Source organism: Dyella halodurans, from assembly GCF_026283925.1.
Lineage (GTDB): Bacteria > Pseudomonadota > Gammaproteobacteria > Xanthomonadales > Rhodanobacteraceae > Dyella > Dyella halodurans.
This window is the reverse complement of record NZ_JAPDPF010000001.1, coordinates 840,346-857,143: the sequence shown is the minus strand read 5'-3', so window position 1 is coordinate 857,143 and position 16,798 is coordinate 840,346. Positions and strand designations below refer to the sequence as shown.

At 64.2% G+C, this 16,798-nt stretch carries 16 protein-coding genes; 10 read left to right on the top strand and 6 right to left on the bottom strand.

Annotation, left to right across the window (positions count from 1 at the left end; translation table 11 throughout):
• Nucleotides 1-55 precede the first annotated feature (55 nt).
• The 3 genes from OUZ49_RS03780 to OUZ49_RS03770 are packed head-to-tail and all read left to right on the top strand — an operon-like array spanning nucleotide 56 to nucleotide 2,745.
• Nucleotides 56-1,600, top strand: a complete 1,545-nt coding sequence (locus OUZ49_RS03780) for an MDR family MFS transporter (RefSeq protein WP_266148603.1) — start codon at nucleotides 56-58, stop codon at nucleotides 1,598-1,600.
• Nucleotides 1,601-1,660: 60 nt separating this feature from the next.
• Nucleotides 1,661-2,332 (top strand): dienelactone hydrolase family protein, encoded by a 672-nt coding sequence (locus OUZ49_RS03775; protein ID WP_266148602.1) that lies wholly within the window; start codon nucleotides 1,661-1,663, stop codon nucleotides 2,330-2,332.
• Nucleotides 2,329-2,745, top strand: coding sequence for an HIT domain-containing protein (locus OUZ49_RS03770; protein WP_266148601.1), 417 nt, complete (start codon nucleotides 2,329-2,331; stop codon nucleotides 2,743-2,745). Before OUZ49_RS03775 ends, OUZ49_RS03770 begins: the two co-directional genes overlap by 4 nt.
• A gap of 150 nt (nucleotides 2,746-2,895) precedes the next feature.
• Here the strand turns inward: OUZ49_RS03770 and OUZ49_RS03765 are convergent, their stop codons facing one another.
• The 3 genes from OUZ49_RS03765 to apbC all read right to left on the bottom strand — a co-directional run bounded on the left by OUZ49_RS03765 (nucleotide 2,896) and on the right by apbC (nucleotide 6,389).
• Complete coding sequence (locus OUZ49_RS03765; RefSeq protein ID WP_266148600.1) at nucleotides 2,896-3,360, bottom strand: hypothetical protein; 465 nt, start codon at nucleotides 3,358-3,360, stop codon at nucleotides 2,896-2,898.
• A gap of 126 nt (nucleotides 3,361-3,486) precedes the next feature.
• The gene (dcd, locus tag OUZ49_RS03760) at nucleotides 3,487-4,053 is read right to left on the bottom strand and encodes a dCTP deaminase (RefSeq protein ID WP_266148599.1); all 567 of its coding nucleotides are present in this window, start codon (nucleotides 4,051-4,053) and stop codon (nucleotides 3,487-3,489) included.
• Between the two features lie 1,247 nt (nucleotides 4,054-5,300).
• Entirely contained in the window at nucleotides 5,301-6,389 is a 1,089-nt protein-coding gene (gene apbC / locus OUZ49_RS03755; RefSeq protein WP_266148598.1) for an iron-sulfur cluster carrier protein ApbC, read from the bottom strand.
• 148 nt (nucleotides 6,390-6,537) lie between these two features.
• On the opposite strand from apbC, the gene OUZ49_RS03750 reads away from it, so the two are divergent.
• On the top strand, nucleotides 6,538-6,984 hold the full coding sequence (locus OUZ49_RS03750; protein ID WP_266148597.1) for a DUF2147 domain-containing protein: 447 nt from the start codon (nucleotides 6,538-6,540) through the stop codon (nucleotides 6,982-6,984).
• 69 nt (nucleotides 6,985-7,053) lie between these two features.
• On the opposite strand, the gene OUZ49_RS03745 is transcribed toward OUZ49_RS03750, so the two are convergent.
• The 3 genes from OUZ49_RS03745 to OUZ49_RS03735 all read right to left on the bottom strand — a co-directional run bounded on the left by OUZ49_RS03745 (nucleotide 7,054) and on the right by OUZ49_RS03735 (nucleotide 9,655).
• A complete protein-coding gene (locus OUZ49_RS03745; protein ID WP_266148596.1) occupies nucleotides 7,054-7,788 on the bottom strand; it encodes a hypothetical protein in 735 nt (244 codons plus the stop codon).
• Nucleotides 7,789-8,214: 426 nt separating this feature from the next.
• Nucleotides 8,215-9,021, bottom strand: a complete 807-nt coding sequence (locus OUZ49_RS03740; protein WP_266148595.1) for a DeoR/GlpR family DNA-binding transcription regulator — start codon at nucleotides 9,019-9,021, stop codon at nucleotides 8,215-8,217.
• Complete coding sequence (locus OUZ49_RS03735) at nucleotides 9,014-9,655, bottom strand: HAD family hydrolase (protein WP_266148594.1); 642 nt, start codon at nucleotides 9,653-9,655, stop codon at nucleotides 9,014-9,016. The genes OUZ49_RS03740 and OUZ49_RS03735 overlap by 8 nt, the downstream gene beginning before the upstream one ends.
• A gap of 369 nt (nucleotides 9,656-10,024) precedes the next feature.
• Between OUZ49_RS03735 and metG the strand changes: the two genes are divergently transcribed.
• The 6 genes from metG to OUZ49_RS03705 all read left to right on the top strand — a co-directional run bounded on the left by metG (nucleotide 10,025) and on the right by OUZ49_RS03705 (nucleotide 16,180).
• Nucleotides 10,025-12,130 carry a methionine--tRNA ligase gene (gene metG, locus OUZ49_RS03730; RefSeq protein ID WP_266148593.1) on the top strand — a complete coding sequence of 702 codons (2,106 nt, stop codon included), beginning with the start codon at nucleotides 10,025-10,027 and terminating at the stop codon, nucleotides 12,128-12,130.
• 13 nt (nucleotides 12,131-12,143) lie between these two features.
• The gene (locus tag OUZ49_RS03725) at nucleotides 12,144-12,752 is read left to right on the top strand and encodes an RnfABCDGE type electron transport complex subunit B (RefSeq protein ID WP_266148592.1); all 609 of its coding nucleotides are present in this window, start codon (nucleotides 12,144-12,146) and stop codon (nucleotides 12,750-12,752) included.
• Nucleotides 12,749-13,387 carry an endonuclease III gene (nth, locus tag OUZ49_RS03720; RefSeq protein ID WP_266148590.1) on the top strand — a complete coding sequence of 213 codons (639 nt, stop codon included), beginning with the start codon at nucleotides 12,749-12,751 and terminating at the stop codon, nucleotides 13,385-13,387. Before OUZ49_RS03725 ends, nth begins: the two co-directional genes overlap by 4 nt.
• Before the next feature lie 151 nt (nucleotides 13,388-13,538).
• Complete coding sequence (locus OUZ49_RS03715) at nucleotides 13,539-13,850, top strand: hypothetical protein (protein ID WP_266148589.1); 312 nt, start codon at nucleotides 13,539-13,541, stop codon at nucleotides 13,848-13,850.
• A 267-nt stretch (nucleotides 13,851-14,117) separates the two neighbouring features.
• Complete coding sequence (locus OUZ49_RS03710) at nucleotides 14,118-14,783, top strand: response regulator (protein WP_266148587.1); 666 nt, start codon at nucleotides 14,118-14,120, stop codon at nucleotides 14,781-14,783.
• The gene (locus OUZ49_RS03705) at nucleotides 14,780-16,180 is read left to right on the top strand and encodes a sensor histidine kinase (RefSeq protein WP_266148586.1); all 1,401 of its coding nucleotides are present in this window, start codon (nucleotides 14,780-14,782) and stop codon (nucleotides 16,178-16,180) included. The genes OUZ49_RS03710 and OUZ49_RS03705 overlap by 4 nt, the downstream gene beginning before the upstream one ends.
• The last annotated feature ends 618 nt before the right edge of the window (nucleotides 16,181-16,798 follow it).

Sequence of the window (16,798 nt, the reverse complement as noted above, 5' to 3'; positions counted from 1 at the left end):
GCCCGATCAGGCTCAATATTAATAAACTCATTAATTAATTCCAAGCACATTCGCCATGACTGTCCAACCTCCGTCCCAGGCAGCCATCCTGCAGGCGGCCATGCCGGCCGAGCCGGCCGCGCACGCGCACCCGCCGATCCATCTGCTGTTCGGGGCGCTGATGCTGGTCCTGCTGCTTGCCGCGCTGGACCAGACCATCGTCTCGACCGCCCTGCCCACCATCGTGAGCGAGCTGGGCGGCTTCGATTCGCTGTCCTGGGTGGTGACGGCTTATCTGCTGTCCTCGACCGTGGTGGTGCCGCTATACGGCAAGTTCGGCGACCTGTTCGGACGCAAGATCGTGCTGCAGACGGCGATCGTGATCTTCCTGGCCGGCTCGGTGCTGTGCGGGCTGGCCCAGAGCATGACCCAGCTGATCCTCACCCGCGCCCTGCAGGGGCTGGGCGGGGGCGGGCTGATGGTGGTCACCATGGCTGCGATCGGCGACGTGATCCCGCCCTCGGAACGCGGGCGCTACCAGGGCTTGCTGGGTGGCGTCTATGGCCTGGCCACGGTGATCGGGCCCCTGCTCGGCGGCGCCATCGTCGAGCACCTGAGCTGGCGCTGGATCTTCTACATCAACCTGCCGCTCGGCGTGCTGGCGCTGTCGGTGATCGCTGCGGTGTTCCGCCCGCACACCAGGCATATCAAGCACGAGATCGACTACTTCGGCGCGATCTTCCTGGCCGTCGCCCTGACCTCGGCGATCCTGTTCACTACCCAGGGCGGCACCGTGCTGCCATGGTCGTCGAGCCAGCTGTGGTTCACCCTGCTGATTGCCGTGACAGCGCTGATCGGCTTCGTGATGGAAGAACGCCAGGCCAAGGAGCCGATCATCCCGCTGCAGCTGTTCAAGGAGCGCACGTTCCTGTTGTGCAGCCTGATCGCCTTCCTGGTCGGCGCGGCGCTGTTCGGTTCCATCACCTATCTGCCGCTCTACCTGCAAGTGGTCAAGGGCGCCTCGCCGACGGGCGCGGGCACGCAGCTGATTCCGCTGATGGGCGGCCTGTTGACCACCTCGATCATCAGCGGCCGCATCATCAGCAAGATCGGCCGCTATCGATGGTTTCCCATCGTCGGCATGGCGATCGCCACGCTTGGCCTGGGCCTGCTGAGCACGCTCGAAGACAACACACCGGTGGCCCGGCTCTACCTGTATGCAGGCGTGCTGGGCGCCGGCCTGGGCATGGTGATGCAAGTGCTGATCCTGGCCGCGCAGAACAGCGTGGACTTCAAGCACCTGGGCGTGGCGACCTCGGGCGTGACGCTGTTTCGATCGATCGGCGGCTCCATCGGCGTGGCGGCTTTCGGCGCCATGTTCACGCTAAGGCTCAACCATCGCCTGGCGGACTTCATGCCCGAAGCATCCTCGGGCACGCATGCCTTGCGGCCGGACATGATCAGGCAGCTGCCGCCGGAGCTGCACCAGAAGTTCCTGAGCGCGTTCGACCAGTCGCTGCACGGAGTGTTCGTGGTCGCCGCGTGTGTGGCGGCACTCGGCTTTCTGATGGCGTGGCGCTTGCGCGACATCCCGTTGCGCTCGAGCTCGAAGCCTCACTAAGCACGACTGCCGGCAGACGCGACTAGAATCCTCGTTCCTGCTGATGGGAGTCGCGCAGACATGGGCCAGACCATTCATCTCAACACCTCGGGGATCCAGTGCATTGGCGCCTACCTGGCCCAGCCGGTTGGCAAGCCCAAGGGCGGCATCGTGGTGATCCAGGAGATCTTCGGCGTGAATGCCCACATGCGCAGCGTCGCCGACCGCTACGCCGAAGCTGGCTACACCGCCATCGCGCCCAGCTTCTTCGACCACCTCGAGACGGGTGTGGAGCTGGGCTACGACGAGGCCGGCTACACGCGTGGCAAGGCCCTGGTGGCGGAGTTGGGCCTGGAGAGGGCTGTGGAAGACGTGGCCAGCGCCGCGGAAGCCATTGCGTCCGCAGGCCGCATCGGCACCGTCGGCTATTGCTGGGGCGGTACGGTGGCCCTGCTCGCGGCGATCCGCCTGGGCCTGCCTTCGGTGAGCTACTACGGTGCGCGCAATGTGCCGTTCCTGGGCGAGAAGCCGCAGGCGCCGGTGATGTTCCATTTCGGCGAACTCGACCAGTCGATTCCTCCCGCCATGGTGCAGAAGCATCGCGAGTTGCTGCCGCAGATGGAACTGTTCACCTACCCGGCCGACCATGCCTTCAATCGCGACGTGGGCGATCACTACGACGAAGCCAGTGCGAAACTCGCCTATCAGCGCACGCTGGCGTTCTTCGACAGACAGCTGGCGCAGGGCGCATGAGCGAACCCGACTTCGTGCTCGACCCTCGGCTTGAGGCCGACACGCAGCATGTCGTATCGCTCGAACTCTGCGACGTGCGGCTGATGAATGACGCGCGCTTTCCATGGCTGGTGCTGGTGCCGCGTCGGGTTGGCCTGGTCGAGATCTGCGACCTGCCCGCCACGGGGCAGGCGTTGCTATGGCAGGAGGCGAGCCGCGCCGCGCAGGTTCTGCGAGAAATCGCTCCGTTCGACAAACTCAACCTGGGCGCACTCGGCAATATCGTGCGCCAGTTGCATGTGCATGTTGTCGGCCGCCGCGAAGGCGATGCAGCCTGGCCGGGACCGGTCTGGGGTAGTGGCCGTGCCCAGCCTTATGACGAAGATTCACTTGGACAGTTGAAGCTGCGATTGCGCGGCATGCTGCAGCGGTGAGGCGCCTATCGCGCACAGGGTGCGCTCCTACAAACACGGCGCGTCTTCTTGTGTAGGAGCGCACCCTGTGCGCGATCCAAACTCGCCAAAAACCAACCAAGAAAAAAGCCCGCGGATCGCTCCGCGGGCTTTTTGTTACACGCTAAGGCATCAATGGTGCTGCTGCGGCGGCGGTGCGTCGGCAGCCTTCGGCGGCGCCTTGTAGTCCTCGAGATCACGTGCCTTGGTATCGACAACGCTGATCTTCTTCAGCTCGCCACCGTCGTCGTAATACACGGTAAAACCATAGTCGAGCTGCAGGCGCGCCATGTACTGCAGGTGCTGCTTGCGGATCTTGGAGTCGTCGCTGGGCTCAAGCAGGATGGTCTTGGGCAGCTTGCCCTGGTCCTTGAGGTAGGCGAAATGGCTGCCCGTATCTAGTGCCGACAGCACGGCACCATCGACCACGAACTGGCCGCTCTTGTAGGCCTGGATCACCGTGTCGAACTGGCTCTTCATGTCAGCCGTGCGCACTTTGTCCTTGGTGCTGCCACTGTGGCAACCGGCCAGCACCAGCATGCTGCCCAGCAGGATGGCTGCAGCCGCACGGGACAGCAGCGTGGAAAAACGGATCATGCGGATCTCCTGCAAAGAATCGTGGTGAACGATGGAAGTGTAGCGCCGGGACCGATCATCGCAGCCGATCCGGACGGCATCCATTCAGCTGTGTGACGGATTGATGGGTAAAGCGGCCAGGCGCCATCAGGTACGCGGCAGGGTCACGCCCTGCTGGCCCTGGTACTTGCCGCCGCGGTCCTTGTAGCTGGTCTCGCATTCCTCATCGGACTCGAGGAACAACATCTGCGCCACGCCTTCGTTGGCGTAAATTTTTGCCGGCAGCGGCGTGGTGTTGGAAAACTCCAGCGTCACGTGGCCTTCCCACTCCGGCTCCAGCGGCGTCACGTTGACGATGATGCCGCAGCGCGCGTAGGTACTCTTGCCCAGGCAGATGGTCAGCACTTTGCGCGGGATGCGGAAGTATTCGACCGTGCGCGCCAGCGCAAACGAATTGGGCGGAATGATGCACACGTCCGCCTCGACGTCGACGAAGCTGGAAGGATCGAACGCTTTCGGGTCCACGATCGTCGAGTTGATATTGGTGAAGATCTTGAACTCGCGCGCGCAACGCACGTCATAGCCATAGCTGGACGTGCCGTACGACACCAACTTGGTGTTGTCGCGCACCTTGATCTGCCCGGGCTCGTACGGCTCGATCATGCCTTGTTGCTCCGCCATACGGCGGATCCACTTGTCGGATTTGATGCTCACTCGAACTCCCGGAGGGGGTGGCCGCCGTGGCGGCCGGCATAAAGACTCGGAAAATAGCGGAAATGGCGGTGGGACCGCCAGTCGTTCGATGTGAGACTGGGTCATTGGTCATGTCGGGCGTCGCCTCCTGCCCTCTCGCCTCACCGCCATCCCAGCGAAACGGTCTTCCTCTGCCCATCCCCGTGAACGCGGAACTGTCTCGCAGCGCGCCCGCCTCCCTCACCGTCATCCCCGCGAAAGCGGGAGGCGCTTTACAACAGCGAAGCTGGTCATCCAGTGCCTTTCGCTCTGTTGTGATGTGACCGCGACCTGGCTCGCCTGCGGCGGGCTTCCGAGCCGCTGCCGCGGCCCGGGTTACTTCTCTTTGCGTGGCCACGCGCGTGCAGGAGCACGCGTGAACGGCGAAGCCGGCCCGCAGGGCGGAGGGCAGGATGCCCGGAGTAAAGAGAAGTAACCAAGAGAAAGGCCGCCCCGATGGCGCGCCTTCCGGGCTACGCCCTCCAGGTGCGCGGGTGGGTTACGGAGGTTTGTCGACAGGGCCTCCTGCCCTGACGACAAACTGGCTCGCATCCCTGCGAGCCACCCTGCGGGCTTTTCCTCCACCCACCCGCCGCGCCATAGGGGACCGGGAGAGCGGCAGAGCAACCCCCCAAAGCCAAATCCTAAAGCGAAAACCAAAGCGACAGCCAAGCAACCGCGACGAGCTGCGCAACGCGCTGCTCGAGCTTGGTGCTTTTGACGTGTGGACCCCTGTGCGGCGGTGAGGGGCGGACGATCAGGCCCCGTCAGGGGGCATCGGCAGGGATGCCGATGCCTTTTCGTCAGGGCAGGAGCCCTGTCGAAAAGCCCGGCCGACCCTCACGGACTTGCCGAGCTGAAAGCTCGGCAAGCGCCAAGCGGGGTGCCTTTTCTCTTGGTTACTTCTCTTTGGGCAAGCAAAGAGAAGTGACCCGGCCTCCGGCAGGAGGTCGGAAGCCCGCCGCAGGCGAGCCCGGTCGCGGTAACGTCAATACTAGAGCGAAAGGCACTGGATGACTCGCTGCGCTCGCCCCTTCGGGGCCGCCCTACGGGCGTTCTGCGCGCTTCGCGCTTGTCCCGCTTTCGCGGGGATGACGGTGAGGGAGATTGGGGGCGTGCTGCACGCTGCACGCTGCACGCAACGCGATACGCGCTTGTCGCAAGTTCGCGGGGAGGACAGTGAGGGTACACGCGCTGCGCGACCAAAAGTCGCTGCAACGAGCGCCCCCTTACGGCGCCCCCTGCACCAGAATCTTGCCCAAGCCCAGCGACTTGTTACGCGGCAGCCGCGACAACCGCCCCGTCGCATTGCGGGCGATTTCGCGGTAGCGGGCGGCCAGATCCGAATCCGGCATGGCCGCCACGGTCGGGGTGCCGCCATCCGCCTGCTCGCGGATGCGGATATCCAGCGGCAAGGATCCCAGATAGGCCACCTGGTACTGCTCGGCCATGCGCGCACCGCCACCCTCGCCGAAGATGTGTTCCTCGTGGCCGCAGTTCGAGCACACGTGGGTGGCCATGTTCTCCACCACGCCGAGCACCGGGACCTCGACCTTTTCGAACATCTTCAGCGCCTTGCGTGCATCCAGCAGGGCGATGTCCTGCGGCGTGGTGACGATGACCGCGCCGGCGACCGGGACTTTCTGCGACAGGGTGAGCTGGATGTCGCCGGTGCCCGGAGGCAGATCGACGATGAGGTAATCCAGTTGCTCCCAGCGGCTGTCGTTGATCAGCTGCATCATGGCCTGGGTGACCATCGGGCCACGCCAGATCATCGGCGTTTCTTCGTCCACCAGGAAACCGATCGACATGGCCTGCAGGCCGTGCGCCTGCATCGGGATGATGGTCTTGCCGTCCGGTGATTGCGGCTTGCCGCTGATGCCGAGCATGCGTGGCTGGCTGGGGCCGTAGATGTCCGCGTCGAGCACGCCCACCTTGGCGCCCTCCGCGACCAGGGCCAGCGCCAGGTTGGCCGAGACGGTGGATTTGCCCACCCCGCCCTTGCCGGAGGCGACCACGATGATGTTCTTCACCCCCGGCAGCGGCGCCAGCGTGCCCTGCACCTTGTGGGCATGCACGCGCGTGCCGATCGACACCGACGCGGACGCGATGGCCGGGTCGGCCTCGAGCGCCTGCTTGACGCGCGTGGCCAGGGCGTCGATGGCCCCGGCGGCGGGATAACCCAGCTGGATATCCACCGAAACGCGCTCGCCATCCACGCCGATCGCGCGCACGGCATCGGCCAGCGGAGCGCCGGTGTGGGGATCGTCAAGAGCGCCGAGAATGTGGCGGACCAGGGCTTCGCTCGCCTGCGTCATAAAGAATATGGGTCGTCATGGGGGGGAACGCCATTATGCCAGTCCAGACCGCCAAGCCGTCTTCGCCAGCCTTGCGCAATGCAGCTTGACGGCTTCGCGCGGCGTCGGTCAGGCTCCCATCCATACTCTTTCGTACGGGAGATCGCTCATGAAGTCATTGCTCCGCCTTGCTGTAGCTACAGGTCTGTTGTTGGGCACCGGCGCCGTGTTTGCCGCAGAAAACACGCCGGTGGGTACCTGGAAGACGATTGACGACGTCACCGGCAAGCCCAAATCCATCGTGCAGATCACCAACGACAACGGTGAGTTGAAGGCCACGGTGCTGCAGGTGTTGCAGTCTGACGAAGGCCCGCACCCGATCTGCAAGGCCTGCGACGGCGAGCGCAAGGACAAGCCGGTCGAAGGCATGAACATCATGTGGGGCGTGCACCAGGACGGCGATATCTGGGACGGCGGCAAGATCCTCGACCCGAAGACCGGCAAGGTCTACAAGGTCAAGCTGCAGACCGAGGACAACGGTACCAAGCTCACCGTACGCGGCTATATCGGCTTCTCGCTGCTCGGCCGCAGCCAGGTGTGGGAACGCCAGCAGTAATCGTTACTGACTTGTCTGTTGGGCTTTCCCTGCTCGTTCGGGAGCAGGGAAAGCGTGCCGCAACGAAGCTCAGGCTTGCGTACTGACCATCGAACCAGCAGCGGAAGCGCCACCCAGGTCGCTCGACAACGTCTGCAGGAAGCTGCTCAGCGAGGCGCCGCTGCCAGAGCCGCCCAGGGAACTGACCAGATTCTGGAAATTCTGCTGCAGCGAAGCCAGCGTGTCGCTGGAGGCACCCGTCGTCGATGAACTCGAGTTGGAGCTGGAGCTCGTGGACGAGAGCTGACTGATCAGGCTCTGGACATCGCTCTGCATGTGGCCACCATGATGATGGCCACCGCCATGGCGGAGCCCCGCCGAGCTGCCGCCGGTGGCCCCACCGGTCGCAGGTGCGGCAGCAGTCGTCGCGCTCGTGCTGGCTACGGCGCTGCTGGCGGTGGCCGAGGACGAGCCATCCGTGGTCGCCGGGCTGACCGTCTGCGCATTCTGCGCCTGCAGCGCAGCCATCAGGCTCTGCATGAAGGCAGACATCGCTTGTGCGGGATCCTGCGTCGGGGAGCTGCTACCCGAAGATGTAGCCGTAGCCGCCGAGCCAGTGGCCGTGCTCGCGCCAGACGCCGTCGTGGCGTCCCCTACGCCGAGCTGGGTCAGTGCCTGAAAGATCGCGCCGAACAGGCCATTGCCCGACGACGGGCTGCCGCTCGCCTGACTGGCGCTGGCACCAGCGTTGGCCTGGCTGGTGCTGTTGGGCTGGGTCAATGCATTGGGCCAGTAGTTGTTGTTTGAAATGGCGCTGATCGTCATGGGTTTTCCGCAAGAGGTGGGATGGTCGTCATGTCACCGGGGCCCCATGAACCCGCATCGCTTTAAAGCTCGTGGCGACGCGAGTGACGGATGAAGGCCCGGATCGGGGTCACGCAAATCCATCACCAGCAAGATGTCGACCATCGGCTGGAAAACCTCAGGGCCTTCCTGTGTAAAGAAAAGTAATGCCTGCCAAGCCCATGTCCTACGGGCATATCTTCCGTCCATCGATCCTCGTGGAGGCCGTCGAAGACGATGGTGATAGCCGTCCAAACGACGCCGGGCGCCAATGAAAGCGCCATTTTTCCGGCATGGACGTCCATTTATCGACGCAAATAAATGGTGCCTGGCGCAAATAATCTCGCCCGCGCCACGCGAGCGACGCCCGACGGGCGTGGCCTCCCCGGATGGCGAGCCTCATCGAGCTCAGGAAGGCACCGAGTCCGCGCGATGCACGGCCATGCCGCGCGACGCGAAGGCGGAGCGCGTGGCGCGGTCCGCCGAGTGCTCCACGACCAGATGCTGCACACGCGACAATTCAGCCACCTGGTGCGTGGCGACGGCACCCAGCTTGTCGTCCGTGGCAACCACTACCGTCTCGTCGCTCGCCTCGATCATCGCGCGCTTGAACAAGGCCTCTTCGCTATCGAAACCCCACAGGCCGTGTGCCGCATCGATGGCGCATGCCCCGGGAAAGCACAGGTCGGCACGCGTCCGGCGTACCTGCTCCACCGCCTGCGCGCCTACCGTGCCGCCGATCGCAGCGTCGATACGCCCGCCGATCAGCAGCACCTCAAAGCCTTCGCGATCCAATAGCAGCTGGGCGATATGCGGAGCATTGGTAATCACGACGAGCCTGGCATCGGCAGGCAGCACCGTAGCAATAGCTGCATTGGTGCTGCCCGCATCGATCAACAGGGTCTGCCCTGCGCTTACCAGACTCGCGGCCTTGCGCGCGAGCATCAGCTTGCGCGCCGAATGCTCGCCTCGCCGCTGCTTCAAAGGTGTCGGCGTCGCCGCGGGAAGCAAGGCACCGCCATAGACGCGCTTGCACAGCCCCTGCGCCGCCAGCTCGCGAAGATCGCGACGAATCGAGTCCTCGGATACTTCGAATGCTGCCGCCAGCTCGGCGGCCACGACCCTGCCGTCATGCCGCAATTTCGCAAGAATGCGTTGCTGCCGCTCCTGTGGCAGCACGCCGCTGTCGGGCACGGGGATGGGCGGCTTAACCATGGCGACGCCCACCAGGGGCGCCTTCCAGCAGCCCGAGTTCCGCCAATCGCTGCCGCAAGCCACCCGCATCGCGGAACCACCAGCCCTGCATGCCAAGCGCTTCCGCGGCCGCCACATTGCGTGCCGAATCGTCAATGTACAGCGCGCGGACCGGATCCACCGCGTAGCGTTCCAGCAGGCGTTGATAGATGCGTGGATCGGGCTTGACCAGGCGTTCCTCTCCGGAAACCACGATGCCCTCGAACCACTGCAGGAAATCAAAGCGCTGCCGCGCGATCGGAAACGTCTCCTGCGACCAGTTGGTCAAGGCCAGCAAGCGCACGCCACGTGCATTGAGCGAGGCCAGGATAGCCACGCTCTCGTCCATCGCACCGACCAGCGTCTCTTCCCATCGCTCATGGTAGGCGTCGATCAAGGCAGCATGCTGCGGAAACTCCCCACGCAGCAAGGCGGTGGCTTCGCTCCACGGGCGACCGGCATCCTGCTGCTCGTTCCAGGCGCTATTGCACACTTCGCGCAGGAACCACTCCATCTGCGCCTCGTCGTCGAACAGCTGACGATAGAGTCGGCGCGGATCCCAGCCGATCAGGACATTGCCCAGGTCGAATATCACGGTGTCGACAGCTGCATGCATCGTTGCACGATCCTCGTAGTAACCCGACCAGTGCCAGCCAGCCCGCCACGGCGACGCTCGCCAACCGCGCGACCCTTCGCTGAGCATCGTCCTGATCTGATCGCATCGCCGTCTTGCGGGCGGATAGCGACGGGCATGACCGCTGGCGATGGCGCCTTCGGGGATGGCGCTCAGCTGTACCGGGGCATTAAGTAACGGGAAAGAATGTAATAAATCGTGCATAAACATGCAAACAGCCAACGACCGGGGCCATCCCAGGTCCCCTGCCGATTGCCGGATGCCGTTTTGCGTGCTGGAGCCGCGGGCGCCAGGGCGTGCCTGCGCTGTGCACATGCCATAATGTCCGGCCCCCTGCAGCCGTCGCCGCCCATGAGCCGTCGCCTACTCGTTACGAATGCCCTGCCCTATGCCAATGGCCCCCTGCACATGGGCCATCTGCTGGGCTACATCCAGGCCGACATCTGGGTGCGTGCGCAGCGGATGCAGGGCAACGAGGCCGTCTATGTCTGCGCCGACGATGCCCACGGCACACCGATCATGCTGGCCGCCGAAAAGGCCGGCCTCTCGCCGGAAACCTATATCGAAGGCATCCGCGTCGGTCACGAGGCTGACTTTGCCGCGTTTGGCGTGGCGTTCGACCACTACCACTCGACCCATTCGGACGAGAACCGCGAGCTGGCCTCGCTGATCTATACGCGCCTGCGCGATCGCGGCTTTATCGCCCGCCGCGACATCCAGCAGCTGTTCGATCCGGAAAAGCAGATGTTCCTGCCGGATCGCTATATCAAGGGCACCTGCCCGAACTGCGGTACCGCCGACCAATACGGCGACAACTGCGAGAACTGCGGCGCCACCTACGCCCCCACCGACCTGATCAACCCGTACTCGGTGATGTCGGGTGCCACGCCGGTGCTGCGCGCTTCGGAACATTACTTTTTCGAGCTGGGCAAGTTCGAACCCCTGTTGCGTGACTGGTTCGGCGGCAAGCTCACCGACGGCCAGCCGGTCGCCAACAGCGGCGTGGTGGCGAAGCTGCGCGAGTGGCTCGATGGCGGCCTGAAGGACTGGGACATCTCGCGCGATGCGCCCTACTTCGGCTTCCCGATACCTGACGCGCCCGGCAAGTATTTCTATGTGTGGCTGGATGCGCCGGTCGGCTATCTCGCCAGCTTCAAGGCGCTATGCGATCGCACCGACCTGAAGTTCGAGGATTTCCTGGCACCGGGCAGCCACGCCGAGCTGCACCACTTCATCGGCAAGGACATCATCAACTTCCACGGCCTGTTCTGGCCGGCGATGCTGCACGGCGCGAACTTCCGCACGCCGACGGCGCTGCACGTCAACGGCTACCTCACCGTCAACGGCGCGAAGATGTCCAAGTCGCGCGGCACCTTCATCAAGGCGCGCACCTATCTGGATGCCCAGCTGCATCCGGAATTCCTGCGCTATTACTTCGCCAGCATGCTGAGCGATACGCCGGTGGACGTGGACCTGGACTTGAAGACCTTCGAGGAGCGCGTGAACTCGCACCTGGTAGGCAAGTGGGTCAACATCGCCAGCCGTACGGCAGGCTTCATCCACAAGTATTTCGACGGTCGCCTCGCACCCGCCTTCAGTCATGAGGAGCAGGAGCTGTGGCAGGAGCTGCTGTCCTCGTATGGCGACGTACCGGCGCTCTATGGCAGCGGCGAATTCGCCGAAGTGACGCGCCGCTTCGTGACCATGGCCGACATGGTCAACGGCTATATCGCCGCCAAGGCGCCGTGGGCCATCGCCAAGGACGATTCGCGCCGCGACGAACTGCAGCAGGTGTGCTCGTTTGCCCTGGCGGCGTTCCGCCTGCTGTCAGGCCTGCTCAAGCCGGTACTGCCGGCAACGGTCGAAGCCGCCGAGCGTTTCCTCGCGGCGCCGATCAGCGGCTTCGACGACGCCCGCGCCGAACTACACAATCACACGGTCAACGCGTTCGAGCCCCTGCTCGGCCGCATCGATCCCAAGCACGTCGAGGCCATGGTGGAAGCGTCCAAGGAATCCCTTGGCGTCTCCGAAGCCAAGCCCGCCCCGGCCAAGAAATTCAAGGAAGCCAGCAAGACCATGAGCGACGCCAGCACCGCACCCGCAGCCCCTTCCGTCGACGGCGCCGCCATCATCGGCATCGACGATTTCGCCAAGCTAGACCTGCGCATCGGCAAGGTCACCGTATGCGAATTCGTCGATGGCTCGGACAAGCTGCTGCGCTTCGAACTGGATGCCGGCCCGCTCGGTACGCGCCAGATCTTCTCGGGCATCCGTGCCGCCTATGGCGAGCCGGAAAAGCTGGTCGGTCGCAACGTCGTGTTCATCGCCAACCTCGCGCCGCGCAAGATGCGTTTCGGCCTGTCCGAAGGCATGATCCTGTCGGCTGGCGAAGGCGGTGGCGACCTGTTCCTGCTCGACGCCGACCAGGGCGCCAAGCCGGGTGCCACCGTTCGCTGAGCCCGTCACCTACATGTCGCTAGCCGATCGCATCGACGCCCTGCTGCCGCAGACCCAGTGCGAGCAGTGCGGCTATCACGGCTGCCGCCCCTACGCGGAAGCGATCGCGCGCGGCGAAGCGGGGATCAATCAATGCCCGCCCGGCGGTGCCGCCGGCATCGCCCGGCTCGCGGCGCTGCTCGACGTGCCGGTGTTGCCGCTCGACCCCGCGCATGGGGTGGAAAAGCCACGCAGCCTGGCCCGCGTCGTCGAGGCCGATTGCATTGGCTGCACCAAATGCATCCAGGCCTGTCCGGTCGATGCCATCGTGGGCTCGGCCAAGCTGATCCACACGGTCATCGCCGACGACTGCACCGGCTGCGAGCTGTGCGTGCCGGCCTGCCCGGTCGACTGCATCGTGCTCGAACCCATGCCGCTCGCCCAGGTGAACGACCCGGTACACGCAGATGCCGCGCGCTTGCACTTTCAGCAACGCGAAGCACGCCTGGCGCGCGAACAGGCCCAGCGGGATTCGGAACTGGCGGCCCGCAAGGCGGCCGTGGATGCCGCAGCCACCCAGAGCAACCCCGTGCTGGCTGCCCTTGCGCGAGCACGCGCCAAACAGCAAGGAAAGCCTACGTGAAACGTGCGGATATCGTCGAATTGTTCACCCGTTTGCGCGAAATCGATCCACACCCGACGACCGAGCTGGCCTACACCACACCTTTCGAGCTGCTGATCGCCGTGGTGCTGTCCGCGCAGGCCACCGATGTCGGCGTGAACAAGGCGACAAAAAAGCTTTATCCCGTTGCTAATACGCCGCAGGCGATCCTCGATCTCGGCGAAGATGAGCTCAAGCGCTATATCAGCACGATCGGCCTGTTCAACAGCAAGGCCAAGAACGTGATCGCGCTCTGTCGCATTCTCGTCGAGCAGTACGACAGCGAAGTGCCCGATACGCGCGAAGCGCTGGAAGCTCTGCCCGGGGTCGGGCGCAAGACCGCCAACGTCGTGCTGAACACCGCCTTCGGCCATCCGACCATCGCCGTCGACACGCATATCTTCCGCGTATCCAATCGCACCGGGCTTGCGCCGGGCAAGGATGTGCGTGCCGTCGAAGACAAGCTCGAGAAGGTGATACCAGCCGAATTCAAGCAGGACGCACACCACTGGCTGATCCTGCACGGTCGTTACGTCTGCAAGGCACGAAAGCCCGATTGTCCTCAATGCGTCATTCGCGACTTGTGCCGTTACAAGGACAAGACAACTGCCGCTTGAAAATGCATGACTAGTGGCATAGATCACGCCTTACTAGCCACCAAACCTCACGAATCCCTCAAACTTTCACGCAGCTTCATCAAGCTTGAAAGGGCGCGGAAGCCTAAGGTTAAGCCTCCCCCGGAAGCTCCCCGTCAGAGAGGTGAACACCATGAAACGCTTGATCATCCCCACCGTCATTGCATTCGGTGTTGCCTGCGCCGCCCAGGCGCAGGCCTCTGCTGTTGAGACCTACACAGTCGACATGTCCGGTGGCTACGCCGTCGTCGGCTTCGTTGGAACCACCCCTGAGGACTTCGCGATCGCCAAGCGGGAGGCTGCCGCCTGGGAGGCGCAACGTCAACTCACGCTGAAACCGCAGTCGATGAAGGCCGTAGCCATCGATGAGTCGCAAGGCGTGGCCTTGAGCCCGACCGATCTTCGTAACGCCATCGTCGCTGCCGCGCAGTCGAAGCCGCACTGAGGACCACCCGCAGCAGCACAGCGTTTCCAGCGGCGCCCCGCTTAGGCGCCATCACAGGGCGAAAGGCGGCGAGTTGCAGCTCGCCGCCTTTCTTTTTGGGTCAGGCCCAGTCGCAGCCAAGATTGACGGAATGCATCTCAGGCGCCAACGTGACGGCACCCGGCGCCGGTAACGTCGGGAAAAGATCCACAAAAGGATGGATGCGGATCATGGCACCGGGCGGTGGCATGAGCCGCGCCCTCTCGAGGCCGCGATGGGCGTAATGGTATGCATATCCTGCTGGTCGAAGACGACGCCGAACTGGGTGCCGCCATCAAGCATGCGCTGGAGCACCAGTCCTATGCGGTGACCTGGCTGCGCGACGGGCGCGAGGCCACGGAAGCGCTGCGCGGCGAGCCGCTCGACCTCGTGCTGCTGGACCTGGGGCTTCCCGGCAAGGACGGCCTGGAAGTGCTCGCCGAGGCCCGTCGCTCCGGCGTGAAGACGCCGGTGCTGGTCATGACCGCGCGCGATGCGTTGGAAATGCGCATACGCGGATTGGACCTGGGCGCCGACGACTACCTGGTGAAGCCGTTCCATCTCGGTGAGCTGGCCGCGCGCATCCGCTCGCTCACGCGGCGCACCCAGGGACTGGCCGACAACCTCGTCGAAGTGGGCGGCTTGCGCCTCAACCTGGCCACCGCCGAAGTGGAATTTCGCGGCGAACGCGTGAGCCTGACCCGCCGTGAATTCGGCGTGCTGCGCGTGCTGATGGAGCGCGCGGGACGTATCGTGCGCCGGGAGACGCTGGAAAACTCGGTCTATGGCCTGGACACCGTGGTCGAGCGCAATGCCATCGAAGTCCAGGTGCATTGGCTGAGACGCAAACTGAGCACCGACGTGATCCATACCGTACGCGGTATCGGCTACATGATTCCGCGCGAACCGAAATGACGCCTCACACTGCCAGCCTGCGCACGCGCCTGACCCTGCTGATCATCGCGGTGATGGTGGCCGTGCTGATCCCGCTCGGCTGGATCAGCTATCGCCGCGAACTGCGCGAGATGAACGAGTTGCTGGACGGGCGCCTGGCCCAGGCTGGCCGCACTCTCGGCACCCTGATCGCGCATGGCCAGCTGCCGCTGCATGAGGCCGACCTGCCCGGCATTCCACAAAGCAGCGATGGCCACCGTCACGGCGTCGTGGTCTCGGTGCACCCTCACAATTACGAACCCGAAGTGGGTTTCCAGGCGTATGACCCGCAGGGCGAGCTGATCGCCGCCACCTCGAACCTGGCCGACCTGCCACCGCCCACCAGCGACGAACGCGGCTTCCGCGACATCCAGCACGATGGCGGCCTGTGGCGCATGTTTACCCTGCAGAACCGCGCCAACCTGGTCATCCGCATCGGCGAACGTGCCGACAACCGCATGGATATCGCGCGCGGCCTGGTGATCGAACACACCCTGCCCCTCTTGATCGGTCTGCCGCTGCTGGCCTTGCTGGTGAGCTTTGCGGTCAAGCGCGGTTTGCGCCCGGTGGCCTTGTTGACCCAGTTGCTGGACCGGCGCACCCCGGGCAGCCGCAAGCCGATGCCGCTCAACTACGCGCCGCAGGAGATCAAGCCCTTGATCGCGGCGCTGAACCAGCAGCTGGAACGCCTGGAAGACGCTCTGGAACGCGAGCATCGCTTCGCTACCGACGTGGCCCACGAACTTCGGACCCCCCTGGCCGCCACCATGATCCATCTGGAAAGCGCCATGATCAGCGACGATCAGGCCGAGATCGAATTCACGGTACGCCACGCGCAACAGAGCATGGCGCGCCTGGGGCGGCGCATTGAACAAATCCTGGCGATGGCGAGACTCGAGGCTGGCGCCGCTTCCCAGCAGCGGGTCCGGCTGGACCTGTCGCGCATTGCCATTGAGGTCATCGAGGAACTGGCGCCGCTGATCGCCGAGAAAGACATCGCTTTCGCTCTCAACCATGACGACACGCCGCTGATGGTGCTGGGCCATGAGGTGGCCTTGACTGCCATGTTCCGCAACCTGATCGAGAACGCGCTGCGCTATACCGAGGATGGAGGCCAGGTCGAGGTGGCGATCCGTCGCGAGGGCCAGCAGGCGGTGATCGACATCTGCGACAACGGTCCCGGCATACCCGAGGGGCGTCGGCAGGCGGTGTTCCAGCGCTTCCATCGCGAAGTGGAAAGCGCCACCCGGGGGTTTGGCCTGGGCCTGAGCATCGTGCAGCGCGCGATCGAGCTGCATGAGGCCTCGATCGAGTTGCTGGAATCGCCGCTGGGGCGGGGGTTGCTGGTGCGCATTCGCATGGGGGCTGAGCCGGGTTGATGATCTCTTTGCTTTTTTGGCGGGTGCTGGCGATAGCGCGATAGCTCAGGGTTGTTGATTACGCAGCGGGCGTATCGATCGTTCGTTCGAGCGCCGAGCACCTAACTCCTTCTCCCCTCTGGGGAGAAGGTTGGGATGAGGGGCGGGTGCTCGCGAACACGCTACAACCGAGTGTTTTGGCCAGGTTGCCGCTTACGCAGCGGGCGTTTCGATCGCCTGCCGGCGCTCGAGTCACTTTTCTTTTGCTGGCCCAAAAGAAAAGTAACCCAAAGAAAATGGCCTGAAGAGCTCATAGCATTGCGTGGGATACGAGCCTGACGGGCGTGGCCAGCCGGACAGGTGGCGGCCCACGGCCGACACACAGCGGCTACACCGCAACGCGCCAAAGCGAAGAGGGCTTAAGGCGTGGGTGGTGTCGTGCTTATCTGAGCAGCGGGACGCTGCAAGCGGTTCGGTCGCCGGCTGGACCTGCTTTAAGTCCTCACCGCTATGGCGCGTTGCGGTGTAGCCGCTGTGTAGCGGCCTTGGGCCGCCACCGATCTGGCTGGCCACGCGCTCCAGGCTCGTATCCAACGAAATGCTACGAGCTCTTCAGGCCGTTTTCTTTGGGTTACTTTT